Below are 25795 nucleotides of genomic sequence, written 5' to 3' on the forward strand. Positions count from 1 at the left end.
CCCTTTGCAGGCTGACACAAGGCCTATTTTCGGTACTGAAAATTAAGACTTGCCCCGGTTGCAGCCACACACCGTATAAGCCCCGTGCTCGTGTCACTGTTTAGCACAATTATAAGGACATAGACAACTAAACCTCTAACTTGTTCAGCAACGGGCATTCCTGTCCATCGCAGCGATGGACGCCCAAAGCTTCTCGAACCTGAAGCTAATCACATCCATTTGACATCCGCCGTACAAGGCAATCCTCTCCTGACTTCTATCGGAGAGTCTTAGTCGAAGGAGCGAATGATCACGTTCCACGATCAACGGGGTAGCTGTCACTTCGAGCGGCGAAAACAGATGAAAAGCACAGCCAATGGCTTTGACGTAAGCCTCTTTCGCGGACCAGACCAGGGCCGCGGATTCGGCGCGATCCCCTTTGGTTTTCTTAAGCGGCAACTCCAGTTCATGGCCGTTAAACACCTTGTGAAACGGGTAGTCTCCTCGGAATTCTTCCGCTCGTGCCGCATCGATCCCCACGTCCGATTCGTGTCCTGCCATGGCCGCCCAAGTCATTCCACCGCAATGGCTGAAAGAGATGCTTGGTGCAAGTGCATCGTTGAGCAGCAGACGGGGTTTTCCCATCCTGTCGAAAACTATGTCAATGGAATATGGAACTTCGGCCGGTCTCGCTTTCGTGCCATACCTTATGCCCTGAAAATCCCTCAATAGGACCGACAGAAGCCGAGACTTGTTTTCCTTTTTGGATTCCGAAGCATTCGGGGAGGGTTTCGTGTTCGCGCAGGTCCATAAAACGGGCCTGCCTTGAACAGTCAGCTTACGGACATTTATCCTCGCCGGTTCAGGCCCATCGGACATCCGCGTTTCTTGCACGCCAAAAGAGGCCGCGCCGGATCGATTGCAATTCGAGGCTTCAGTCGCGGACGTATGATGGGGTAGGGGCACGGCATGCCGTACCCCTGCTGATCCATATTGGCTCTGTGTTTGTTCCGATTTCAATTGTGCGACCTATACACTCCGCGAAGCCCGATAGTATTCAGCGCAATGCCAATCGTCACTTGGAGAACCACCGCATCATTATGTCCTTGGCATTCATCAGCACTCTTCCGGTTTCGTCCAACGCCCGAGCATTCCAGGTAATCCCCTTTTCATCACTGCTCTTCATACGCGCTTCCAAGGTAATTTCCTCACCTGCGGCGCACTTTCTGAAGAACATCATCTCCCCGATCCGATAGGGAATCATGGAGCGGGGTTCGTCGGGGTCCCGCATGGCAATGTAGAAATTCACGACCTGCATCAGCGCTTCCAGCAGGTAAGGCGAGTACTGGTAACGGGACCTGAGAGGCGGGGCAAAGTCCGTGCCTTGCTTGTAGATGATTCGTCCTCGAATGGCCCCGGCGGACGTGCCGTCCAGGTCTTCGATCACGCGATACCGATCCTGCATGTCAGTACGATTCTGGTACCACTCAAGAGCTTCATCGTGATCCATGGGACGGCTTTCCAGCTCTTCCGGCTTGACCGGAAAACCCGGAAGGTCTTCTGCAGGAATTGCGTGATAGCTCGCAAGCATTACGATGGCCTTGAAATTGGACTGGAGGCGATCCATGATCCGCCCTGACGGCGAGATCTCTCTCGTTGAGAGTGTCACTTCGCACTGAACTCCGTTCACGCCGCTGCTTACCCGGCGGCAGGAGACCTCGGAGGGTCTGGTGGTTCCTGCAGGGCACTCTATGATGTCGAGGAACCGGGCTTCACGAACACCCCGGACACGGAGGTGCGGATAGAGGATTCTGCAAGCCTCCATGAAAGTTTCCAGGGCCATGATTGCAGACACCAGCGGATGTTTCAGGAACTTAAAAGGTTTGTGGTCCGCGATCCACAGGTCCCTGGTCTGAGAAAAACTGCGGGTCGCCTCCAACTCACCGTTCAGCAAATCCATGCGTGAGACGGAATCAATCATGGGGAAATCTTCGTTCCTGAACATCACTGCCCCTGCATGGATCTTTCCGGCAGGAGCCACCGGTTCATCCATTTCAAGACGCACTTGGCTCAAATCCGGCAGTGATCTCATGAACAGGACCCAGACGTCCTCGGGTGGCGCGACGAAGAGTTCCCTGCAAAACAGCTCGCCAAGCTCGTCCACATGTACGTAGGCAGCGTTCATCCTCTTCATCAGGACCTTGATTTCCGGATCTTCAGCCATTCCCGCTCCTTCGATGGGCGGGAGCATCATGGCTTTGAATCGGACTTCCTCATGGGCGGAACGTAGGTGAGATACTAACGCGGACATGATGCGGTTCCCCGCGGCGTAATTCGCCTGGCCGGGATTCCCTTGAACGGAGGCCGCTGACGACAGGCACGTAAAAAACTTTAAGCCGGCCTTGCTGGCGGCGCTGAAAAGGTTCCACGCACCCAGAAACTTGACATTTACCACAGCGGAAAAATCCACCGGAGTCATCTGCTTGATAAAACCATCCCGCAAGACACCGGCGCCGTGCACAATGCCGTCAATCTTTCCGTATCGCTTCACTATTTCGTCGACAACAGCGCGGGTCTTTTCCGGGTCTGCAACGTCGCAACTGAAATAAGACGCCTCCGCACCGGCAGAGCGCAGTTCTTCCACGTTACGCACTATGTCCACTGCTCTGGCAATCTTTGAGATCTCGGCTAGCCGCTGTTTGCCCGACATGCTCGGCTTCTTGGATGAAACCAGCTTTTCCGCGATCTCCCCCGAATCGCCACTTTCCGCAATCAACTTGCGGAAGTTGATATCAGGGTCAAGTTCCGTTCTCCCGAGAAAAACCATCTTGCACCCGAACGGTGCCAGGCTCCTGGCCAGAAACGGAGTTATACCGGAGCCGCCACCGGAAAAAACCACCACATCACCGGGAGATAGCTGAAGTCCCGGAGCATCGTGGAACGAACAGGGCTGAACGCGGCCTTCCGTTGTATAAGCTTTTCCGTCTCGGTATATGGTCTCAATGGGCTTTCGGCTCCGATCCAAGGAACCACGGATTGCATCTCGCAGGTCGGTGTTTGCGTCCAGGCGGACCGTTCGGAATTGCACGGAAGCGAACTCGAGAGCCGCGCTCAGGAACATGCCTACCATGCCTTGAGCGAGCACTCCGGCTGTGCCCGCGTTCCCTTGGCTCTTATGAATCATCAGCACGAATTTCTTCGCCGGAGTATCCAGGAACGCTTTAAGGACAGAGAAGAACCCTTCGAGAACGGCTGAGGCCGTCTCCATGCCGTCCAGGTATTTCTCCACAGCGTCGTCCAATATGATCACAATTCCGGAGAGAGATTGCAGTTCCTGAAGGAGACCCACGGCATCCGCGGCGCCTTTGTGGGTTCGAAGGTCAAACCTGGCTTCCTCGGACTCCGATGAAACATCCATGAAGGCCATGGGCGCAATGCTAATCCCATAGTCTCGCCGGAAAATGCCGCCGACCTCTTGTCTCAGTCCCGTGCCACCCTCTGCCGCCAGGACCGCGACGGTATCCATCAGATCGAGTTCAACCGGCTGGGAGTCTCCCGGCTCCAGAGGCGCCTCGGTGAAAACAACCCTTTTCAGGGTTTGGTTCTCCTCAGCGGGTTCAATCATCCGGGCAGGCTCTGTCTGGGCACTGCCGGCCGGCGGTTGGGCAGGTGCGACTTTCTTGCACGCTTGCCTCGAAAGAACCGCTAGAATACGGTCAGAGATGTCCTGTATCGTCCGGGCATCCATAAATTCCTCAAGGTCTATTTTGATGTGGAAGTGCCCCTCTACAGCGTCTATGATGACCGGAAGCCTGCTGGAGCGGATGGAAAGGTCTTCTCTCAGATCCATTTCGGGCTCTATCTCATCTCTTTCGTACCCGGTTGCATCCATGATGATGCCTATCACCGCCTCGGTGATGTCCTCCGCGCCGGTTGATTCCGGTGTCGCGACCTGGTCGGTCTGGGGAAGCGCGGCAATTGGGACCGCCACAGCCTGTTGAACGGTCGGGACAACCTGTGAGGAAGGCGGTAAAGAGACAACGGGACCCGAGTCAACACCGGGGAACATTGCACGCAGCAGGTTTTCGAGACCTTGTTCCCCGAACCGAGGATCGTAGTCTCTCCGAATTGCGGCCATGAGAGCCGGCTTGAGGAATTTACCGAAGCTTTCCATCACAAAGGCATTTATTTCTCTTTGAACGATCTGTTCCAGATTCGTCGGAAGAGCCGACGCTACAGGGGCAGTCGTCGGCCTGACGGCTATTTCCGCCGGTGTAGTGTCGGCAGACTTCTGTGTAACGGGAAAAGATACATGCTTCAACGATCCCTTTGAGGGCAGATTTCCCCTGGCAAATAACTGAGACATCGCATTCCTGTACACCAGACTTTCCGCGGAGGGCAGACACGTCTGTATGCAGTCCGCCTCTTCCACGATGTCCCGAATTAAATTGCTCAAGATGTCTCTCGGGCCTACTTCCACAAAAAGCCTGACCCCGTGGTCGTTCCAAAGCGTGCGGACATTCGGCATCCAGTTGACCGGCGACTCCAGGTGCGCCATGACGGTGCGCTTGATTTCGGCTGTGTCGTCCGGAAACGGCTTCATGGTTGTATTTGATATCACCGGAATGCGGGGTGCGTGGAATTCTATTCCCGCGATGAACTCTTCCAGTTCATCGTGGATACACCTCATTATCGGGGAATGAAACGCCATGCTCACCCGCAGCAAAGTAGACCTGTGGCCGAGTTGCTTCAATTCGGCTCCCACGGCCTTCACGGCATCGGTGTCTCCCCCGATTACAATCTGATGGGGCGAATTTATGTTGGTTATGTAGACCTTTTCAGCTTTCGCCAGCATTTCCTCCACAATGTCCATCGGCGCGTCCACGGCCATCATCACGCCGGGGTCCACGTTCATTGTGCAGGCTTTGTCCATGCAGATAGCTCTCATGTTGACTATTCGGAAGCCATCCTCGAAGGAATACACGCCTGCCAGGCACAGAGCGGTCAATTCACCGAGGCTGTGGCCTGCCATAGCCGCCGGCCGGACGCCCAGAGAGGCCAGATACTGAACCATTGCATATTCTATGGTAAAGAGAGCGGGCTGCTGCCAGCGGGTCTTTTGGAGATCTTCCTCCCGATCGTGAAAGAGTAGGTGCAGAAGGTCGAAATCCGCCACCTCGGCCGCTCGGTCCATCCATTGACGAACAACCGGAAAAGTCTGATACAGCTCGAAACCCATTCCGGCGTAATGTGACCCCTGGCCTGGAAACACAAAAGCGAGCGGCGGCGGGGGCACCTCGGCTGATCCCACATGGATCCCCTGCCTTGCCATGGCCTTTTGGCGCTTCGCAGCCACGCCGCCTCCATTGCTAAACGGCTCCGTGTTTTGTATGCGTTCGAGCGCTTCCTGGCCTGATTCCGCTACCACTGCCACGCGATAAGGCTTACCGCTTATTTCGGTTCTGAAGAAATGTATCCCGTCCGGAAGAGCCGGCGAATCAGCAGAGTCTTCCAGCGCCTCCTGCGGTTTCCCCAACTGCACTAAGACTGCGCCATCATTGTCCATGGCCTGCTCCACCTGCACAACGTAATTGGACCCACCAAAGCCGAAGGCGTTGACCTGAAGGTGTCTCGGGCTGCCGTTCCGCAACTGCCACTCCTCAGGGTTCGGCAAAACGGTGAGGTCCGATCCCGGGAGGCCTAAGTCCGGGTCGGGTTCATCGAAATTCAAAGTTGCCGGATAAATCCCGGCATTCATAGCCGTAATTCCTCTGATGAGACTGTTGATCCCGGAAGCGCCTAAAGTGTGCCCGATCTGCGACTTGAAGGAGGTCAGAACGGTTCGGCGGCCGGAATTGAAGAAGGCCTTTAGGGCCTGGACTTCCTCCACGTCGCCCTGTCGCGTGCTGGTCGCGTGACATTCCACAACATCCACGGAGTCCGGTCCGTAAGACGCATCGTCGAAAGAAGCGCCTATCGCTATTTCTTGAGTTATCCTGGATGATTCGACCATGCCCAGGTTGTTGTTGCTGGCACCCATCGAGGTTATGTACGCATGGATCTTGGCCCCTCTTTTTCGTGCAACGGACTCCCTCTCGATAACTATCATTCCGCCGCCTTCACCCAGAACCATGCCGTCTCTTGCCGCATCAAACGGACGACTGGTCTCAGCCGCAGAGCGCTCTACGCCGGACAGTCCTGCGAGAGCCCCCAGAGCGGAGAATTCGAGGAAATGCATCGGCGTAAGGAACTCTTCGCCGCCGCCCACTATTGCTGCATCTATAATCCCGTTTCGTATCATCTGGTATGCGCTGTACAATGCCACCAGAGCCGTCGCACAGGCCGCGGACACCGAGAAGCTGGGGCCCATGAATCCGTATTTGTTACAAATGAAGCCGCCCGCGGAACAATTGAGCCTGCCCAGCAGCGTTGTGTCGTCTATGGCTATTCTGCCCGATGTCACCTCTTCGGCTATTGCCGCTTCCATCTCGGGCGTGAGCTGGAGCACTTTCTTTACGGCTGAAATTATGTGGGTCAGGGAGCCGCGGATTATTACGTCCTGCAATGTGGCGGCAGCTTCTCCCGAGTTCTGAGAAATCAGCACGCTTATGCGTTCCCGCGGGATATCCGAATCGAGGATCCCGGATTCGTCGATGGCTTTGCCGGCCAGCCACATGCTGATCTTGGTGGCGTCAGTCATGGTCCGGAAGTCCTGGGGAGGGACACCTATTTCTTTACGGGACACCTCGATAGTTTGAAAGGCCCCGACCTTGCAATAGGTCTTTTCCGGCATTCGAGGCCGGGGATGATAGAAAACCTCGTGGTTCCATCTGGCTTGAGGCACAGGGACTATGCCGCTCCTCATGGCCAGGCTGGCCGCCCAAATCTCCTCCGGGCTGTTACCCAAAGCGTTGACGACACTCATGCCGGTAATCGCTATCCGTTCCCGGACCGGTCCACGTTGCTCCACTACGGAAGGGGCCTGTATTCGATGACCCGCGACAACGTGACTGACTTCCACTCCTGAGGGACGAGGGGCATTTTGTTCCAGTAAAGGCCCTGTGAACGGCAATCCTTCTTCCAATGCTCCCTGTGCCAACTCCTCATGCAGGCTCTTCATTTCCACGCAGGCCTTCAGTGAGCCTGCACACGCCCCGCTCATAAACTGGCCTTCTTCAAGGCATTTGTCAGATTCCAGGGCTGTACCGCCGGGTTTGTCCATACCTCGGGCAGCCACGAAAAGACTCCCGGCGCTGAGCGCCTCAATCTTCATGCGAAAAGAGGACTCGTCTTCCGTGCCCGCGGCGAAGTCTCGCTCAAGAGCACAGATGGCGTTCATCTTAGGGGTCTTGATGGACCTGACGCGAAGGCCTGTCCCTTCGCCTGTCACCACCGTGGCCCCGGGCTTGGACCCAAGGATAACTTGTCGATACAGTTCGGTGAGCGCGCCGGTTTCGACTATCTCACTGCTTGTTAGATAGACCGTGCCCATCTGAACCGCGTCCGCGCCCAGCATGGATGCCATAAAAATGGTTTCTCGGTTCGAGATTCCTCCGGCTAAAATTATTCGCCGTCCTTCAAAGAGTTGCGGCTCTCGGTTTTTCAGGTCCAGCACGATTTGCGCCATTGTCAGCGTGCTATGCTGCCCCACATGTCCGCCGGCTTCGTTCCCTTCGCAGATCACGTAGCGAATGCCTGCTCCAAAGGCCAGCCGTAGAAGCTCCTCGTTAGGAGCAATGTAGATCACGTTGATTCCCCGGGCCATCAACTCCGCCCCGTGAGACGGTTCACCCGCGGCAATCACTGCGAAGCGCGGCTTCACATCTTTGATCCAGGCCAGTTGAACGTCTCGGTGTGGGTTTTCGGCCAGCGCGATGACATTCACCGCGTAGGGCGCGTCGCCCAAAATTTCCGGGAGCGACCCCAGCCGCCGATCCAGGGTTTCTTTGTCCATCATGCCCAGCGCAACCGTGGGCAGACCTCCTGCGTCAGCTACTTTCCTTGCAAATTCCGGCACATCGGTAATCCAGGACATGGCCCCTTGGACAAACGGGTACTTTGTGCCCATTTCTTTGGCCACGGCGCTTGCGACAAAGGCCTGTTCCGCTTTGGCCGCGGTTGAGAGGACCTGATCGATTGTTCTGATGAAGCGTGAGATGGCTTCCTCGGTCTTTGACCCGAAGCGTCTCACGAAGGACGCGGCGAAGGTGGCCTCAACACCGAGAGGAATGAGCTTTCCTCGGTCAAATTGACTTTGGAGAGCATGCACCGAATCGCTTTGAATCCTTTTGGCAAAGGAACCACGTTGTTCGTCCGTGATCTCAGCGCCGCACAGACTCCCGGCAAATTCCTTCAGTTCTTTCACAGCCTTGGAATTTCCCTTGTTGAAAAGACGGCAGGGAATGTCGAGGTTCGATCCGGCCACATCCGTGTGATCCGGCCGGAGCTTGGATATCTTGTCCCGCGTCTGGTCATCCGCGGCAACCAGATCAGTCAGCCAGTGGAGGCTTTCAAAGACAATTCCCTTTGCCCCCGCGGCTAAAAATGTCGCAGCGGCTTCGGGAGTGGCTGCCCCACCCCAAATGAACAGATCGGGACCTGTATTCGTGCTTCGGATCATTTCCCGAACAGTGGCATACAGGACAAGTGAGTTCTCGCTGCTTACAAAGCCGGCCGCCTCGTTGCCTTTCAGCGCGAGGCCGGTTATTTGGGGAAACTCGTTTACAATGCGGGTGATCAGATCCACGGAGCCAACTACGGGAATTACTGTGTAATTCCGGGAGAGTACCGCTATCCTTTCCAGATAGGGGCCCGAGTCTCCTTCAAGCAGCGTAGGGTGCAATTCCACCCAAATCTTCTTGATGTCCGTGTCCTCCAAGAGTTCTTCCAGACCGTCCTGCAGGAGACAGGAAATAGAGATCTTGAGATCAACGGCGTCGGCCGCGGCATCAGCTTGCAGCAGAGCTTTCCCTGCACTGTCCGTATCCGATGAGGAAATATCGAAAATGGCCCGGCCCCCGGTACTACGCGCGGCCTGTACCACTGAAGAAGAAATTTCCTCAGGTCTCCATACGAAAGCAATTGATGGTCTCAAATCTTCGGCGGGCATATCGCACCTCGCAATTAGGGTCTTTAGACAAACGATTAATATAGCACATCCATCTGATCTGGGAATAGGGGAAATGAAAGAACCGGCCAGAGACGGCTTTCAGCTTTACCCTTGCAATGGCACCTGTGCCTGTTATAGGCTGTGACATTCTGCTTCCGGAAACCCGGATGTGATTTCCGGTTTCGGAGAGGTTAGCAATAATAAATCTGGAGGGATAATGGACGGATCTATGAAGGTGCTTCTTACCGGAGGCACAGGTTTCCTCGGAGAGTATATTCTGGCCGAACTCTTAGACCGAGGACATTCCGTCTGGGCTCTCTATCGCAGTGAACCCCGCAAGTTGGATACGATTCGTTTCCTGAGCAGCCTCGGTCTCCCGAGAAGTGCTGAAAGCCTACGCTGGTTCAAAGGTGAAATCCTTGAAGCCGACGAGCAATGGGATAACTGGCGCCGGGAATACGAGGGCCTCGAAGAAGTAGACACTTTGCTCCATAATGCCGCTTCCACCAGACTCCATATGGATGAGAACGGAGAGCCCCTTAAAACCAATCTGGGTAGCGCCAAGGTCCTGAGAAGGCTTGTCGAGCGCAATCCTCTGAAGGTTCATATAGTGAGCACAGCCTATGTGGCCGGCCTGGTGCAAGGGGAGGTGCTTATGGAGGTGAACCACCCCAAAGGCGATTTCGTCAACGTGTATGAGGAGAGTAAATGGGAAGCGGAACAGCTCTGGGCCGGGGAGGCCACTTTCCTGAGACCGTCAATCATAGTGGGCCATTCCGAAACAGGAAGGTGTACATCATTTACCGGCTGGTACATTCTCTTTCAGGCCGTGCACCTGCTTGACCGCCTCATGTCCGACGCGGCGGAGGGTAATCGCTCGGATTTGCGGCTCAATGTGCCGGCGGACCCTAAAGCCACGACGAATATCATCCCGGTGGATTATGTAGCTAAAGCCGCGGTTCGCATCATAGAGAATCCCGAGAATCACAAAAAGATCTTCCATCTGACCCACCCTGATCCGCCGACTCACCAATACACCCTGGATTACGTGTGCCGCAGATTCAATGTCGGTGGCTTGCACTTTGTAGGGGCAGGCGCTTCCTTCACGCAACCGCGCAATAGGATCGAGCGCATGGTATGGCGGCAGATGCAAACCATTCTGTTCCACTTCTCCAACAATCCTGTGTTCGATCGCACAAATACGGACCGGGCCCTGCCCGAGCTTAAGGTGCCGCCAATAACAGAGGAATTTGTGGATAAGCTCATCGACTACGCGATCGAGAGAGATTGGGGTAATGTGGGGGCATAGGGAGACAAGTGACAATAATACGGCGGCCGCGATCTGCATGGCTGGGCGAAATAACGCGAATCCCGCGTCTCGCGGGACGGTTCCCGTTCGGTCAGCGCATCCTGCTCGCTGGACGACCTGCCTGAAGGTGCGGCGAAATCAACCAATGTGCATAGGTTTGGATTCTCCTGGGAAGGTGAGCTTGCAATTGGGCCGGCAGGGACGCCGGCCCCTACTGTAGGAAAGTCTGCGTGACTTCATTCCAGCGCAGGCGGGATGGTCCCACGTCATTTTTGCCTTTCGACCATTAATGAGATGTTGTCTGGACGAGGTGGGGGATTATCTACAGGGCTCACATGATCTCCAGATGACCCTTGTCATCCGGTCCGAGGACTTCTCCGATCTCCGCGGCAAATTCCACTTCCTCAGCAATTAATGCATCCGCCAACTTTCGAGCCGAATCCGATGGAATGCCCAGAATCAGCCCCCCGGAGGTCTGCGGATCGAAAATCAGGTCGGATATTTCCGGGGAAATTGAGCTGTTCAATGTGATCCAGGTTGTGAAGAACTTTCGGTTGGCATTCGTTCCGCCGGGTATCATTCCCATCGATGCGGCTTCGAGCGCGCCCTTAAGAATCGGAATGGCGTTGGAGCTGATCCGGACTCTGCATCGAGAGGCCCGCGCCATCTCGACCAGATGCCCGGCCAAGCCGAAGCCTGTAACATCTGTGCAGGCTCTGACGCCAAAACCTGAGGCCACCTCGGACGCGGCCTTGTTGAGAGCGCAAATGGATTTCACCATTGCATCAACCGCAGGCTCAGGCGCAAGGTTTCCCTTTATGGCAGTGGCGATTACTCCGGTGCCGATGGCCTTGGTCAAGATGAGACGGTCACCGGGACGAAGCGCGGAATTGGTCATTATGCGATCCGGGTGAACAAGGCCCGTGACTGAAAGGCCATACTTGGGTTCCTCATCCTCGACGCTGTGGCCGCCGACTAAGGCAACACCGGCTTCTTTCAGTATATCCAACCCTCCCTCGAGGATGCCGCGAAGCAAGGCAATGCCCAGCTTTTTTGTGGGAAAACAAACAACGTTCATTGCCGTCAGCGGCCTGCCTCCCATGGCATAAACGTCGCTTAACGAGTTCGCAGCCGCGGCCCGGCCAAAGGTCCTCGGGTCATCGACAATAGGGGTAAAAAAATCTACGGTTTGGACCAGGGCAGTAGAGTCGTCAAGGCGGTACACACCCGCGTCCTCGAATCCGAACATGCCGGTCAGCACGTTTGGATCGGACGGAATTTCAATCCCGCACAGCGCCTGGTCCAGGTCCCCTGGACTCATTTTTGACGCTCAACCTGAGGATTTGGCAAGAGTAGTCAGTCTTATCTCTTCGGACGACATTTGATTTCCTTTTTGCGAAATCTGCGTGACTGTACAATGTTTAAAGGGCAACCACAATGGGTTGCCCAGTATATTCCCCAAACCCTAATATTCACTTATGTAATAAGTATAAGCCTTGCATTCGGCAAGGCAAGACCGATTGTCGTCTTGCGCCGGTCCCTGCAAACTTTATTTTACCAGATTGAGTCTCACCGGGGCACTCAGGACCACGAAGGATCCATTGTCGGACTCCTTGCGCTGATGCCAGGTCACATAGTCCTTGATCAAAGAAGCCACTTTGGCCGCATCCTCGGGGCGCATTCTCACGCAACCGTGGGATTGATTATGGCCGATGCTCCGGAGCTGGTTGGTGCCGTGGAAGCGATATCCATAATCATCCAATTGGACCTGCCCTGCGATCATGTCCTCCAAGTCCGTTGACGGCTGCTGTTTCTTGACGCGCACCGGCCTCTTTTTCAGGAGAGGGGCCATGGTCCCTCCATAAACGCGTTTGCTGGGGGAATCTCCGGCAGCCCAGGCGCGATCTTTAGGGGGTATCCACCAGGGATTATCGTCGTATATGTGGGTCACGTAGTAAAGTCCCACAGGTGTCGGAAAGCCTGGCCCGCCCAGTCCGACTCTGCACTCGTGCAGAGTTTCCTGGGTACTGTCGCCTCGATGCGCGATGAGCTTGAAGGTATGCTGGGAGTGACTTACTTCGATTTCCAAATAGCCTAATGTACCAGCGGGCCCTACCGGCTGTTCAAGAGCCGACTTCAATCCCTGGTCCGGGTCCTTTGGTTCCATTCCGGGTGATGTCCGCGCCTGGGGGCTGTATGCCGCGGGCTCCGCTATAGGGGGATCGGGCCGAGACTTTTCTCGAGGAAGAACCCCGGTTTGCGGGGTCTTTCCAGCTGGCGCTCCGCCTGGCGCTACGGTAGCCTTGTGGATTAAGGTCTGTTCTTGAGTCCGATTCTTTGCCGGGCGCCTCTTTCCGGAACCAGCTTTATCCGTGCTCTGAGAAGCGCTGCGGGCAAGCTGGATGTTGCTATCGCCGGAACGCGTAGGCCCATAGATTTGTTTGGAGGGAGCCTCTGTCAGGCGGGCATCTTGCCCCGACGACACGGCAGTGGCCGCTGAAGGAAGGCAAAACGCGACTAAACCCATACCCAAGACAACCAACAATCCACGAAACATGGCAATCTCTCAAAACCGTCAGAGACATTAAATGGAAATAATGTGTATATTTAGCATTTTATCGCAAAAAAATCAATGCAAAAAAAGCCCTGGAAGTTAAGCATCTGGAACCACGCGTAACAAAAGGTGAAATTGGTCGCGATGCCGCCAGTTTTGGCGATACCAAATATCAATTTGTGTAGACTAGTTCATGTCTCATTCGCCGTCGATTCTCTTGTTTGCGTGCAACCGCTTTAGCGGACTTATGGCAAGTGTCAAAAATAATGTCCGCCAACGCCATCTGGTCAGCTCTCGGTCACCGTCACGGTCGGCGGGCACGGCCCGCCCTAGGAATTTGCGACCCGCCTCCTGTAGGGCGGGCCGTGCCCGCCGTCTCATGAATGACGATTGGCAAAAGCGCGTCAGATAGCCGCAGCCTTTCTCAATGCCACACAACTGATTCGGTCAGAAGTTTTGGCAATTCCTATGAAAACGCCTCGAAGACAACCGGCAATCCCGCGTTCAGCGCGGGACGGCGCTACTGGCGTTTTCATAATTCGTTGTGGCGCTTTCCGCCATGAAAGTTGCTATAGTTTGTTGGACCGACTCGTCCCCAAGAAGATCGCGCTGCCAATCTCTGGATCCATAATTCACTGGAATGAATCTATCCCTCCCCACATTCTAACCGCAGACCGTTCATAACCTCTGCAACTAATAAGCGTTTTTCAAAATGCCGCGCTGGCGGTTTATCGAACCGCGAAAGTGGCTTACTGAAATTCTTGACACATTATTTGACCCGGTCTAGGATAGATGAGGACGGTTCTGCTCTATCCTAAGATGCCCATCGCTTGAGAATCTGAACCGAGTTCAGACCGATGCTGAATGCTCTCTAACGAGAAACACCGCCGTTCGCGGGTTCATTACGCCGGCAGAGCCGGAGATTAACGAAAGGTGAGGCAGCCGTGAAACAGCTAATGTCAGGAAATGAAGCCATTGCACGTGGGGCCTGGGAATACGGTGTGCGACTGGCCTCGGCTTATCCGGGAACTCCCAGCACTGAGATATTGGAGTACATTGGCGAACGATACCCCAATATTAAAGCCGGTTGGGCGCCCAATGAAAAAGTCGCGGTCGAAGTTGCCGCAGGAGCCGCTTATGGAGGCTCCCGCGCCCTGGCGGCCATGAAGCACGTCGGACTGAATGTGGCCGCGGATCCGTTCATGACTCTTTCTTACACTGGAGTGAACGGCGGCTTCGTATTGGTAGTCTGCGACGACCCGGAAATGCACTCGTCCCAGAACGAGCAAGACACCAGGAATTTTGCAAAATTCGGAAAAGTCCCGTGCGTGGAACCGTCTGACAGCCAGGAAGCCAAGGACTTGATCGGCGAAGCCCTGCGGATAAGCGAGGAATTTGACACCCTGGTCATCTTCCGCAGTTCAACCCGCATTTCACATTCCATGTCTCTGGTTGAAACCAAGGATAGAGTAGAAGGTACGCGGGAACTTGGTCTGAAGAAAGACCCCATGAAGTTCGTCATGCTGCCCGCTATGGCCCGGCGGCGCCACCCGGTGGTGGAGCAAAGGCTCAAAGACCTTGCAGCGTTCGCGGAGACTTTCCCGTACAACAAAGTAATCATGGGCGATGCCGCTCTTGGGATTATATCATCCGGTGCAGCCTTCCAGTACGCTCGTGAAGTGATGCCGTCCGCGTCCTTCCTCAAACTGGGCATGGTCTGGCCCCTGCCTGAAAAAATGATTCGAGATTTTGCCTCCCGCGTGAAGAGATTGGTGGTCATTGAAGAGCTTGATCCCTTTATCGAAGAAGCTGTTCGCCTAATGGGCATCAAGGTTGAAGGCAAGGAGCTTACCGGTCTGACAGGTGAACTGACCCCGGAGAAGGTGGAGATGGCCCTCACAGGGAAATCTTCCGCCAAGAGTATCGGCTCGATTGATATGGAATTGCCGCTGCGGCCGCCGAACATGTGCCCCGGCTGCCCGCACCGAGCTACGTTCACCGCGCTGAAAAAGAACAAAGTCTATGTGGCCGGCGACATTGGATGCTATACCCTTGGGGCTCTGCCTCCCGTCGGGATGCTGGACAATTGCCTGTGCATGGGCGCGGGCATCGGCATAGCATCGGGGCTGGACAGGTCTCTGGGTGAGCTGGCAAGAGGCAAGGCGGTAGCGGTAATAGGCGATTCCACTTTCTTCCATTCGGGAATGACACCGCTGCTTGAACTCGCTTACAACGGCGGCTCCACCACGGTGGTCATCATGGACAACAGGACCACAGCCATGACGGGTGCCCAGGATCACCCCGGAACGGGCTCCACACTGCGGGAAGACCCCACTATCAAGGCGGACATAGCAAAGTTGGCCGACGCGTTCGGTTTCAAGAGAATCAGTATCGTCGTGCCTTATGATGTCAAAGAAACGGAAAAAGTCATCGCGGAAGAGTTGGCTGCAAACGAGCCTTCCTTGATAATTGCCAGGGCCCCGTGCGCTCTGCTGAAGACCGAGCGGATTCTGCCGGACAAGCCGCTCAAGATTGACGCAGACTTATGTAAAGGATGCAAGGCGTGCATCAATACCGGGTGTCCCGCGCTGGAGTTCGTGAAGATCGAGGAGCCCAAGGAGGGCGACAAACGCAAAGGATTCTCCCGGATCAACGAGGCCCTCTGCGTGGGGTGCCGGACCTGCTTCGAGGTTTGCAAGTCTGATGCTATTCAGGAGGCGTCATGAGCAACGATCGCGTTTATAATGTCCTCATAGTCGGTGTGGGCGGCCAGGGAATCATTCTCGCCAGCGACGTGCTCGGGCGAGCCGCGGCCTTGCACGGGTACGATGTGAAGAAGAACGAAATTCACGGCATGGCGCAACGTGGAGGATCGGTTTCCAGCCATATACGGTTCGGGAAAACGGTAAGTTCACCGATCATTAAGATGGGCGAAGCCGATGTGCTCCTGTCGTTTGAACAGATCGAGACCCTGCGGTACTTTCCGTACCTTTCGGAAAAAGGGAAGGTGATCGTCAACGATCAAAAGATACTGCCGCCCGCGGTCTTTACAGGGAAACAGGAATACCCGCCGGATGTGCTCGACAAGATCAAGGAAAAGGTGCCTGACGCGGTAATCGTAGACGGCGCGGCTGTTGCCTCCAAGATTGGGAATCCTCGAGTGGCGAACGTGATTTTCCTCGGAGTGATGTCAAAATACCTGGATATACCTGCCGAGACCTATGAAGCTGTTTTGAAGGAATCTCTAAAACCTAAACTGGTGGATATCAACCTGAAAGCATTCCACGAAGGCCGATCACTGGCGTAAGAACATCCGGGGAGGCCGAACAAAAAGGGCCTCCCCGGACCCCTCCCCAATCCCGCGTTCCGCACTGGCCTCCCATGGATTTGCACCACTGGCGTCTTTGACTCCAATGGGTGGTGCGGGAGACTCCGATGTTTCCTTCGCTAAGGTTTTTTGAAACCAACTGTAGCCAATTACCGGGCTCGTAAAACCAATTTCTGTGGATTCGTAGCAGGAACAATTCCTGGAAAGTTTTCCCCATTCCCATTCAAATATTTCTATTTCTTGGTCGCTGAGCAGCTTCCGCCGACAGCGGAAGCTGCTCAGCGACCAGGATATAGAAGTTTTTGGAGAGGGGTGCGGGGAGGAACCTTTTTTCAAAAAGGTTCTCCCCGCAATCTTCTTCTTCTTCTTCTTACTTCCCTGTCTGCTTTTTCATGGCCATGTAGAGTCTTTCCGGAGTGACGGGAAGTTCGTTGATGCGGACGCCTGTCGCATCATAGATGGCGTTCAGTATTGCGGGTATGGTAGGCATTATGGCGCCTTCGCCGACCTCTTTCGCGCCGTACGGTCCGTTGGGCTCCTTGGATTCCACTATGATGGACTTCACATTGGGCATGTCCAGGGCCGTGGGGATTTTGTATTCCCCTAGGTGAGAGTTGATGATGCGGCCGCGGGAGTCAAATTTGACCTCTTCAAAGAGGGTCTCCCCGAGGCCCATTGAGAGAGAGCCCTGCATCTGACCTTCGACCTGCGTCCGGTTTATGGCAAGGCCGCAATCGTGCGCGTCCGTCATGTTTTCAACAGTGACCTGGCCGGTTTCCAGGTCCACATTTACTTCCACAATCTGAGCGGAGCAGCCGTACGCGGGAGACGTCCCCACCGCTGCGCCCTTGTAAGAGCCGCCAAGCCGCGGAGGCTTGTACTTGCCCGTTCCTACCAGGGTTCCCGCTTTGAGGTACGCGAGGCGGGCAGCTTCCCGGAACGTCAGATAATCGCCGGTGGGAGGATCGGTCCACCCGCGGTGCTCTTTGATATAAAAGGAGCGGATCTTCTCGAAGTCTCCAGGTTGGCCGTCAAACATCACATTCCCGTTTCGGAAACTTATGGACGAGGCATCGCAACCCATTGCCTCGGCAAGGTGCCTGGCAATTTGATCCCTGACCTGTTCCGCTGCCTCCTTGGTAGCGTGTCCGGTCATGAGCGTTTGGCGGCTTGAATATGCGCCCAGGTCCACGCTCAAATCCGTGTCTCCGGAGGTGACGCGCACGCTTGCCAACGGAATTCCCAGAGTCTCCGCCGCGATCATCGCCACCATGGTATCGGAACCCTGGCCGATTTCCGCGGAGCCTGTGAGCACATTTGCAATGCCCCCGTCCTCGCTCATTTTTATAACTACCGTAGAATGATAGGTGTCGGACCGGTATATGGGATAGCCCGCGCCGGACACGAAGAACCCGCAGGCCATACCTATCCCTTTCCCACGGGGGAGCTTTCCCTTCTTGTTGTTCCAATCCGAACCGTTTCTGACCGCTTCCACGCATTCCTTCATCCCGAGGCTCGACATGTCCAGCTCATTTATGGTCATGTCACCGGTGGTCATAATATTCTTCAGGCGCATCTCCACCGGGTCCATTCCGAGTTTTTCCGCTGTCATATCCATGAGCTGCTCAAAGGCTGCCCGGTGGGCCACTCCACCGTGGCCTCTCTGCGCGCCGCACGCCGGCTTGTTTGTATAGACTCTGTACCCGTCGTACTTCATGGCCTTCAGTTTGTACGGTCCCCCGAGAAGCGAGCCGGAATAGTAAACAGTGGCAATGCCGAAGCTGGTGTACGCGCCCCCGTCCAAGATGGCCTTATTGCGCAGCGCCACCATTGTTCCGTCATTTTTGACCCCAAGCGTCATCTCCGCGTAGAACTGGTGCCGCGCGCGACTGTGCAAAAAGACCTGTTCCCTGGAATAAATCCCCTTCACAGGTTTCCCGGTGTAACGCGCCAGCATCGCTGCGCTCATTTCGAGCGGGGTTGCTTCGCACTTTGGGCCGAATCCGCCCCCGACGTACGGCTTTACAACCCGCACATTTCCAACGGGGATCTGCAGTACCATCGCCAAGGTGCGCATGACGTAATGGGGAACTTGCGTGGAGGTATGAAGGGTCAGCTTGCCGTCAAGGTCGAATACCGCAAGGCACGCATGAGGCTCTATGAAAGCCGCGTCCTGACGTTTGTTAAGGAAGGTGTGATTTACCACGAGGTCACATTCGGCCATAGCCGCCTCGGTGTCACCGAACTCCTGATGAACCTCGGCGTTGAGGTTGCCGGGGAACTCAGCATGAATTTGCGGCGCGTCTTCCTTCATAGCCTCGAACATATCAAACACCGCAGGGAGTTCCTCGTAGTCCACTTTGATGAGGCTCACCGCTTCTTGAGCCGTGGCCTGGTCCACAGCAGCGACAGCCGCTATCTCGTCTCCCACGTATCGGACCTTCTCGTGCGCGAAGAGCGTTTCGTCGTACCGAGCAGGGGAAACACCGTATTTCACCAGGCCGGCCTCCTTGGCTGTGATGATGGCCTTTACACCCGGTAACTTGAGGGCCTTTGAGGTATCTATGCTCAATATCCTGGCATGCGCTACCGGGCTCTGGAGTAGGGCGGCGTAAAGCATTCCCGGCATGCTGAAGTCATCCGCGTACTTTGCACGGCCTGTCGCTTTGGCCGGTGCATCAATTCTAGGGGCCCTACTATTGAGAACTGCGAATTCGCTCATTTCACGACGCCTCCTTTCCCCAGCATGGATCCGGCAGCTTCCTGGATTGCCTCGACGATCTTCTGATACCCTGTGCATCGGCACAGATTGCCTGAGATTGCCGTGCGGATTTCGAGTTCGGTGGGTTTAGGGTTCTGTTCCAGCAGCGCTTTAGCGGCAAGGATCATGCCGGGTGAGCAAAACCCGCATTGAATGGCGCCTTTGTCCACAAAGGCCTGTTGAATGGGGTGAAGCTTCCCGTTTTCGGCCAACCCCTCTATGGTAAGGACCTCTCTGCCCCGAGCCTGTACCGCGAGCACCAGACAGGAGTTTACCGGCTTGCCATCAAGAATGACGGTGCAGGCGCCACAGTCCCCGACTCCACAGCCGTGCTTGGTGCCTGTCAACCCTAAGTCTTCCCTCAAGAACTGCGCGAGAGTATGGTTTGGCTCGACAGCGGCTTCTACTGTCTCCCCGTTGACGACTAATTGGATGAGAGTCTTCATGTTACGTTCTCCCCGAATTCAAAATCCAATGGTTTGCAAGCGCGTGGCACATGCCGGTCAGGGCTTCCAGGAGCGGGCTTGTTCCAAGGCCATCCCCAATGCTCTCTTGGTAAGAACCTCAATCATCATGCAACGATATTCCATTGTTCCGCGGTGATCCGTGATCGGGCTGCACATACCTACCCCTACCTCACCGGCCTTACGGAACAATTCCTCCGAAGGCGTCTCGCCGATAAGCAATTGCTCGGCTGCGAACGCTCGCACCGGCGTTGGAGCCACCGCCCCGAGGGCTATTCGCGCATTGGTTATGGGGCCTTGCGGTGATTCCAGAGTGATCAGGGTGGCCACGTTGACCATGGATATTTCCAAGGCCTTGCGCTCGCCAAGCTTTATGTATGCGCCTCCGGTCCACGGCGGCGGGGTGTCGAGGTCGATGGCCACCAAAAGCTCATTGGGCTCGATTACGGTCTCACCCGGCCCGCGAAAGAAATCGCACACGGGAATGTCCCGTTCCCCCGCATTACTCTTGAGGCGCAACGTTGCATTGAGAACCATGCAGGGTGGCGGAAAGTCTGCGGCAGGACGGGCATTGACAAGATTTCCTCCGATGGTGGCCCGGTTGCGTATCATGGGCGCGCCGAGGCGGCCGGCAGCAACGGCCAAAGGGGTAAACCTATCCATTATTAACTCGTGGCGGGAAAGAGCCGCAGCCGTCACTCCTCCTCCTATTGTCACCCCATGTCTCTCCCTGGGAATGACTTGATCCAGCCCCGGGATTCGGTCAATGGAAATGAGATGAGAGGGCTTATCTACCTTCAGCTTCATCCGCACGAGAACATCGGTGCCTCCCGCGACCAGTTTGGCATTTCCGCCGTACTCGGAAAGCAGATGCAAAGCCTCTTCGAGGGTCTGGGGTTCGTGGTAATCAAATTTCGGCAGCAACATCGCCTTTTCCTCCCGCTAATAAAAGAGTCAAGCGTGTTCAAACATTGAATTTGCCCGTGCAGCCGAGTTCGGGATCGATGCATCCGGCCGACATTCGGCGTCTATCCCGTAAGAAGCCAGCCACCGGACCAATTCCTCGCCGGTTTTGCGGGCTTGTCCCACTCGCTCGACGCTGTCGTCCTTGCCTTCATCATCGTACGGCGGGCACCTGAAATAGAGCCAACGAGCGTACCCGCCGAAGGGGGTACCGTCGGAGGGACGGTTGCACGCCAACACGCCTCGCGCTATCTGCACATCTACGGGCACGACCACGTGGTAGTCGTCTCCTTTGGGAGAGACGCCTATCCATCCCTCATTCCCGCACCGAATGGGGAGAGTCGCCCTGAGGATGTCGGTGAATTTTATGTTCAGCATAGGGTGGCCTGAAGTGGTTCTGTATCAGGAACTTTAACGTTCCTAGATTAGCTGCGGCGGGAAAAGGTGTCAAGCTATAAAGCATGGATGCAGGAAAACCATTGACAATCGCTTTCAAAGTGTTTACAAAACAATTTCAGTTCATCATAATGAACCTCCATTGACAGCTGCAACGGCCTGTGGCTATTTATCCCCACAGGAACAGCGACGCGGAATCGCTGTACTGATTCCGCGTTAGGAAAAGGGGTACGCCTGCCGAAGCGGTTGCGAGAGGTCGTCGCTGCCAGAGGTAAAGCGCGGCGACTGAAAAGGTTTCATCGGTATTATCCCAGCGGCGCCGTGAATGGCGCCGCTGGGCCGAGTGGTCTCTGAGTAACCCGAGCCTTTCGTCAAGCCATGAGGCTCGCTTAAGAAATGAGTGAAGCGAATGACTGACAAAAAAACATCAATTAATGTGGCATACTCCGCCCCCATCGTATCGAAAGCGATGCGAGTGTTGAAGATGATCGCCACAGCCCCTAAGAATCCCGGAATCAGCGAGATCGCACTGGCGTTGTCGCTGGCTAAGTCCACAACTCACGGCATTCTAGCTGCTCTGGAGGAATCGGGATGGGTGCTGCGTGATCCGGTGACCAGAAAATACACCTGCGGCTATACTGCCAAACACATCGGCTCTGTGGCCACGGTCCGTGTTCCCCTGGTAGATCAGGCCCGCCCGCATCTGGAGAAGCTTGCCGAGGAACTGGACGAGGATGTTTTCTTGGGAATTCTTACCGGGAATAGCATTCTAATCCTGGACCAAGTGGAGTCATCCAAGGAACTCAAGGTTACGGCTCGCCCCGGCACTCGCATCCCGATGTACGCAGGCGCTGTCGGTAAGATGTTTCTGGCCTATCAGGACCGAGAAACAGTGGGACACCTCCTTCGGACAAACCCATTGCCTCGGTTTACGGCGCGGTCGGTGACTGATCCCGTCCAATACGTGCGTGAACTGGATCAAGTCCAAGAGGCAGGCGTTGCAGTGGACCGTGAAGAATACATTCCCAACATGCTGGCCGTCGCGGTCCCTATTTTCTATGGCAAGAAAAACAGGAAGCGCATGGTAGCCGGTTTTTGGATCGTGGGACTGGATTGGCACCTCAATCCGGAAAAGATGAAAAAAGCGACTCGACTGGCTGTAAGAACCGGCGAGGCAGTCTCTCAGGCCATTAGCAAACAATTGAATTGGTGAAGGACCTTCGGTCTGAACAAATGAATGGGCTGGATATGTGAAAAAGCTAAATCCCCGTGACACGAGCCGGCTTGCATAATTATCGAGGAAGGGCGCTGTCAGCCGGATGAAGCAAGCAGGCTTTTCCCGCAACCCTCGTCCAAGCGAGAGCTGACCGCACCTCTCTCCATACTTATGGCGCCTGTTGGGTCTTTCACCGGCCCGCGGATTTTTCGGGTCGCGCTTTGGCCGTTTTCTGAAACAGTCAGGAAACCTATTGCCAAGAACAGCAGGATGATTATTGTTCCGAGAAATACCATCGCCCAATCTTTGTTTGTACGGGTTGAGCTTAGTTCGGGGGGCGCAATTTTTCGAGGGACTCGCGGCACTTTAGATCACCTCAAAGCAAAAAACTGGACTGATTATACCCTAAACCAGCCGCTGTGTCATGGTACAGAGGTGGGATAGCCGCGGGGACGGCTGCCCCCGAGAGAAACGGAAGGAAGCAGGCGATCAAGACGGACCAAAATACCCAATCTTGCCTGGAAATTAAGCAGTCCCTATTGAAAGCGGCTTGCGAGGCATATGAGGAAGTCATTAAGCCCTTCCCTGCCGCGTGCAGGAAAGACTGCAAAGCCTGTTGTACGCAAAATGTCCTTGGTACGACACTTGAAGCAGACTTGCTCGTGTCCGAGTTGGAAACAAAAGGCCGCAAAGACCTCCTCGAAAAAATCCGAAACGTGGAAAAGGAAAAGCGGCTACAGCCCAACTTCACAATTAACTCGCTCGCCGGATATTGCCTCCGCCGGGAAGAACCGCCTTGGCAGCACCGGGAATTTGACAGCCGCGCTTGTCCCCTCCGCGAGGAGGCTGGATGCGCGATCTACCAGGCCCGGCCGTTCGGTTGCCGATGCCTCTGGTCCGAGGAGATCTGTGAGATGGGTGGGGAAGCCCTAATGAGTCCGGTTCTGATAAGCCTTAACGGCATGTTCCAGCAAATCCTCGAACATATTGACGCGGGCGGCCTTTATGGCAACATGATCGACCTGGTTTGCGCTGTCGTCGAGCCTGGAACGCGGTCATCCTATCGGTCGGGAGTTTGGCTCAATCCGACCGATGTCTTGCATGCCGCGTGCCCGAATCCGGGATTCTTAGTGCCCCGGGAACACCGTCCCACAATAACGCGGGCGCTGACTCTACTTTGGCAGAAACGGGTGGGAGATCTGAGCTTCCGAGAGGCCCTGGAGCTGATAAGGAGCGAGTGAACGTGAACTATTGGCGGAGGCGCATGGGAATCGAACCCACCCAGGACGGTACTAGCGCCCTGCTTACGGTTTTGAAGACCGCGGAGCCCACCAGGACTCTACCGCCTCCGTTGGCCCGAATTTCATCCGGGTGACCGGCGCGGGTTATCATACACGTTCCCGGCGCCAAGTGAAAGAGCCGATGAAAATCGAAGGTAGCCGTTGCGTTACGGCCCATTCTTGACGAAGTTCAAGGGATGAATTAAGCTCGCCGTATCCAGAGCACAGAGGAGGGCCCCATGAGGGTAGGCCACGGATTTGATGCTCACAAATTCGCCGAGGGCCGCAGACTCGTATTGGGCGGACAGCTGGTCGACTATCCCGTGGGCTTGGAAGGGCACTCGGACGCGGATGTGCTCACTCACGCGGTTATAGATGCTCTGCTGGGCGCTGCGGGACTCGGAGATATCGGCATGCACTTTCCGGATACGGATCCGGCGTACCGTGATGCTCCGAGCATCGGGCTGTTGGAAGTGATAGCCAAGGCTGTCGAGTCGGTGGGCTTTGAAATCGCCAATATCGACGTGACAATTTTTGCCCAGAGTCCGAAGATTGGGCCGTTCAGGGCGGCAATAGTGGACAATCTGGCCACCGCGGTGGGTATACCACCTGATCGGGTAAATGTTAAAGCCACCACGACCGAAGGCATGGGATTTATCGGGCGATCTGAAGGTATCGCTGCCTCGGCTGTGGCTCTTCTGGAGCTAAAAGGGACCAGTTGAATCGGATTTATACCAACTTCAATGGCAGCCAGCGCCACAACAAATTATGAAAACGCCGGTATCGCCGTCCCGCTCTGAACGCGGGATTGCCGGTTGCCTTTGAGGCTCTTTCATAGGAATCGTGCGCTGTTGATTTTTGTTTCCAGGGTGCATGAACCGGTCACTTTAAATAGATTTTTCCGGGAGCCGGAATAGGTCGGGAGATGGTGATGAGCCTGCGAATATACAATACGCTGACCCGCAAGAAGGAAGAATTCGAACCCGTGAAACCGGGGAAAGTCGGAATGTACGTTTGCGGAGTAACCGTCTATGATATGTGTCATATCGGCCACGCTCGTTCCGTCGTGCTTTTCGATGTGATCTACAGGTACCTGTTGAAAACCGGGCACGAGGTCACGTATGTCAGGAACTTCACTGATGTGGACGACAAGATCATAAACCGGGCGAACCAACTGGGGGAAAACTGGAAGAGTCTGGCTGAAAGATTTATTAAGGAATTCTACATAGATATGGATGCACTCGGTGTGCGGCGCCCCACCGTTGAACCCAAGGCAACTGAGCACATCCCTCAAATTCAGTCCATTATAGGCAAATTGATTACCCGTGGACATGCGTACGAAGTGGACGGAGATGTGATGTTTTCCGTGGAAAGCTTCAAATCCTACGGCAAGCTATCCGGAAAGAAGACCGACGAGCTAATGGCCGGCGCACGAGTGGAAGTGGACGACAAAAAGGAGAACCCGCTGGATTTCGCCCTTTGGAAGGCCGCAAAGCCCGGCGAGCCTTCGTGGGACAGTCCTTGGGGACCGGGCCGGCCGGGTTGGCACATCGAATGCTCAGCCATGAGTATGGAGTATTTGGGAGAAAGGTTTGACATTCACGGAGGAGGCTCGGACCTGACATTCCCGCATCACGAGAATGAGATCGCCCAATCGGAAGGGGCTACTGGAAAACCGTTTGCGAGGTATTGGATACATAACGGGTTCGTCAACATCCGGTCTGAGAAGATGTCCAAGTCGCTGGGGAATGTTCTGAACATAAGGGACATACTGAAAATCGTGCATCCGGACGTGCTTCGGCTGTTTCTGCTTTCCAGCCATTACCGGAGCCCGCTTGATTACAGCGAAAACTCAATCAAGGAGGCATCCGCAGGGCTTGAACGCCTGTATGCGGCCTTGGATTCTCTAAAGGGTCTCATTAGCGCTCAAGGGACGGCCGAGGAGTTACCGCCGGAGCTAAGCGGCATCACCGAGCGATTCACGCAGGCGATGGACGACGATTTCAACACTCCCCGCGGTCTGGCAGTGATCTTTGAAGCGGCTCGGGCGATAAACAGAATTGTCACCGAGGCCGGGTCCTCAAAGGAAAATATTCCGTCACAGGAAAAGTTGGCTGCGGTTCACCAAGAAATGATAGACCTCGCTAGGGAGGTCCTGGGGCTTCTTAGTGAAGATCCGCGAGTTTTTCTTGAGGATATGAGAGAGAGGGAGTTGCGCAGACTCCAGGAACTAAAGGTCCTGGACACTACTCTTGAAGTCCTGAACAGGGAACAAATAGAGGCTAAAATCCTGGAAAGAGCTGAAGCCAGAAAACAAAAGGATTTCGCTCGCGCGGACGAAATACGTCAGTGGCTCGCGGACAGAAAGGTCCATCTGAAAGACGGACCCGATGGGACCACATGGGAAATCACGGAATGAGAGCTCCCTTGGGGTGA

15 protein-coding genes and 1 tRNA gene are annotated in these 25795 nt (G+C 55.2%); 7 read left to right on the forward strand and 9 right to left on the reverse strand.

Annotation, left to right across the window (positions count from 1 at the left end):
- Nucleotides 1-144: 144 nt before the first annotated feature.
- A complete protein-coding gene (locus tag HY913_01950; GenBank protein ID MBI4962017.1) occupies nt 145-858 on the reverse strand; it encodes a 4'-phosphopantetheinyl transferase superfamily protein in 714 nt (237 codons plus the stop codon).
- A 196-nt stretch (nt 859-1054) separates the two neighbouring features.
- Nucleotides 1055-9088 carry an SDR family NAD(P)-dependent oxidoreductase gene (locus tag HY913_01955; GenBank protein ID MBI4962018.1) on the reverse strand — a complete coding sequence of 2678 codons (8034 nt, stop codon included), beginning with the start codon at nt 9086-9088 and terminating at the stop codon, nt 1055-1057.
- Nucleotides 9089-9305: 217 nt separating this feature from the next.
- Here HY913_01955 and HY913_01960 point away from each other — a divergent pair, with 217 nt between their 5' ends.
- Nucleotides 9306-10397: an SDR family oxidoreductase gene (locus HY913_01960; protein ID MBI4962019.1), complete on the forward strand. Its 1092-nt coding sequence runs from the start codon at nt 9306-9308 to the stop codon at nt 10395-10397.
- 331 nt (nt 10398-10728) lie between these two features.
- Here the strand turns inward: HY913_01960 and selD are convergent, their stop codons facing one another.
- Complete coding sequence (gene selD, locus HY913_01965) at nt 10729-11778, reverse strand: selenide, water dikinase SelD (protein ID MBI4962020.1); 1050 nt, start codon at nt 11776-11778, stop codon at nt 10729-10731.
- Nucleotides 11779-11946: 168 nt separating this feature from the next.
- Nucleotides 11947-12564 carry a L,D-transpeptidase gene (locus HY913_01970; GenBank protein ID MBI4962021.1) on the reverse strand — a complete coding sequence of 206 codons (618 nt, stop codon included), beginning with the start codon at nt 12562-12564 and terminating at the stop codon, nt 11947-11949.
- 1331 nt (nt 12565-13895) lie between these two features.
- Between HY913_01970 and iorA the strand changes: the two genes are divergently transcribed.
- Nucleotides 13896-15677 (forward strand): indolepyruvate ferredoxin oxidoreductase subunit alpha, encoded by a 1782-nt coding sequence (gene iorA, locus HY913_01975; GenBank protein ID MBI4962022.1) that lies wholly within the window; start codon nt 13896-13898, stop codon nt 15675-15677.
- A complete protein-coding gene (locus HY913_01980) occupies nt 15674-16258 on the forward strand; it encodes an indolepyruvate oxidoreductase subunit beta (GenBank protein ID MBI4962023.1) in 585 nt (194 codons plus the stop codon). The genes iorA and HY913_01980 overlap by 4 nt, the downstream gene beginning before the upstream one ends.
- A 391-nt stretch (nt 16259-16649) precedes the next feature.
- Here the strand turns inward: HY913_01980 and HY913_01985 are convergent, their stop codons facing one another.
- Genes HY913_01985 through HY913_02000 form a run of 4 tightly spaced genes read right to left on the reverse strand, consistent with a single transcriptional unit; the run spans nt 16650 to nt 20845 of the window.
- The gene (locus HY913_01985) at nt 16650-19001 is read right to left on the reverse strand and encodes a molybdopterin-dependent oxidoreductase (GenBank protein MBI4962024.1); all 2352 of its coding nucleotides are present in this window, start codon (nt 18999-19001) and stop codon (nt 16650-16652) included.
- Nucleotides 18998-19486 (reverse strand): (2Fe-2S)-binding protein, encoded by a 489-nt coding sequence (locus tag HY913_01990; GenBank protein MBI4962025.1) that lies wholly within the window; start codon nt 19484-19486, stop codon nt 18998-19000. Before HY913_01990 ends, HY913_01985 begins: the two co-directional genes overlap by 4 nt.
- Before the next feature lie 57 nt (nt 19487-19543).
- Complete coding sequence (locus tag HY913_01995) at nt 19544-20431, reverse strand: xanthine dehydrogenase family protein subunit M (protein MBI4962026.1); 888 nt, start codon at nt 20429-20431, stop codon at nt 19544-19546.
- Nucleotides 20432-20458: 27 nt separating this feature from the next.
- On the reverse strand, nt 20459-20845 hold the full coding sequence (locus tag HY913_02000) for a hypothetical protein (protein ID MBI4962027.1): 387 nt from the start codon (nt 20843-20845) through the stop codon (nt 20459-20461).
- Nucleotides 20846-21272: 427 nt separating this feature from the next.
- Between HY913_02000 and HY913_02005 the strand changes: the two genes are divergently transcribed.
- Both HY913_02005 and HY913_02010 read left to right on the forward strand, forming a co-directional pair.
- Entirely contained in the window at nt 21273-22076 is an 804-nt protein-coding gene (locus HY913_02005; GenBank protein MBI4962028.1) for an IclR family transcriptional regulator, read from the forward strand.
- A 422-nt stretch (nt 22077-22498) separates the two neighbouring features.
- Nucleotides 22499-23320 carry a hypothetical protein gene (locus HY913_02010; protein MBI4962029.1) on the forward strand — a complete coding sequence of 274 codons (822 nt, stop codon included), beginning with the start codon at nt 22499-22501 and terminating at the stop codon, nt 23318-23320.
- An 11-nt stretch (nt 23321-23331) separates the two neighbouring features.
- On the opposite strand, the gene HY913_02015 is transcribed toward HY913_02010, so the two are convergent.
- Nucleotides 23332-23429: transfer RNA gene (locus HY913_02015), tRNA-Sec, on the reverse strand.
- A 169-nt stretch (nt 23430-23598) separates the two neighbouring features.
- Here HY913_02015 and HY913_02020 point away from each other — a divergent pair.
- Together HY913_02020 and HY913_02025 are read left to right on the forward strand one after the other, a co-directional pair.
- Nucleotides 23599-24081, forward strand: coding sequence for a 2-C-methyl-D-erythritol 2,4-cyclodiphosphate synthase (locus tag HY913_02020; protein MBI4962030.1), 483 nt, complete (start codon nt 23599-23601; stop codon nt 24079-24081).
- Between the two features lie 209 nt (nt 24082-24290).
- A complete protein-coding gene (locus tag HY913_02025; GenBank protein MBI4962031.1) occupies nt 24291-25778 on the forward strand; it encodes a cysteine--tRNA ligase in 1488 nt (495 codons plus the stop codon).
- Nucleotides 25779-25795 lie beyond the last annotated feature (17 nt).

This window comes from Desulfomonile tiedjei (genome assembly GCA_016212925.1).
Taxonomy (GTDB): domain Bacteria; phylum Desulfobacterota; class Desulfomonilia; order Desulfomonilales; family Desulfomonilaceae; genus JACRDF01.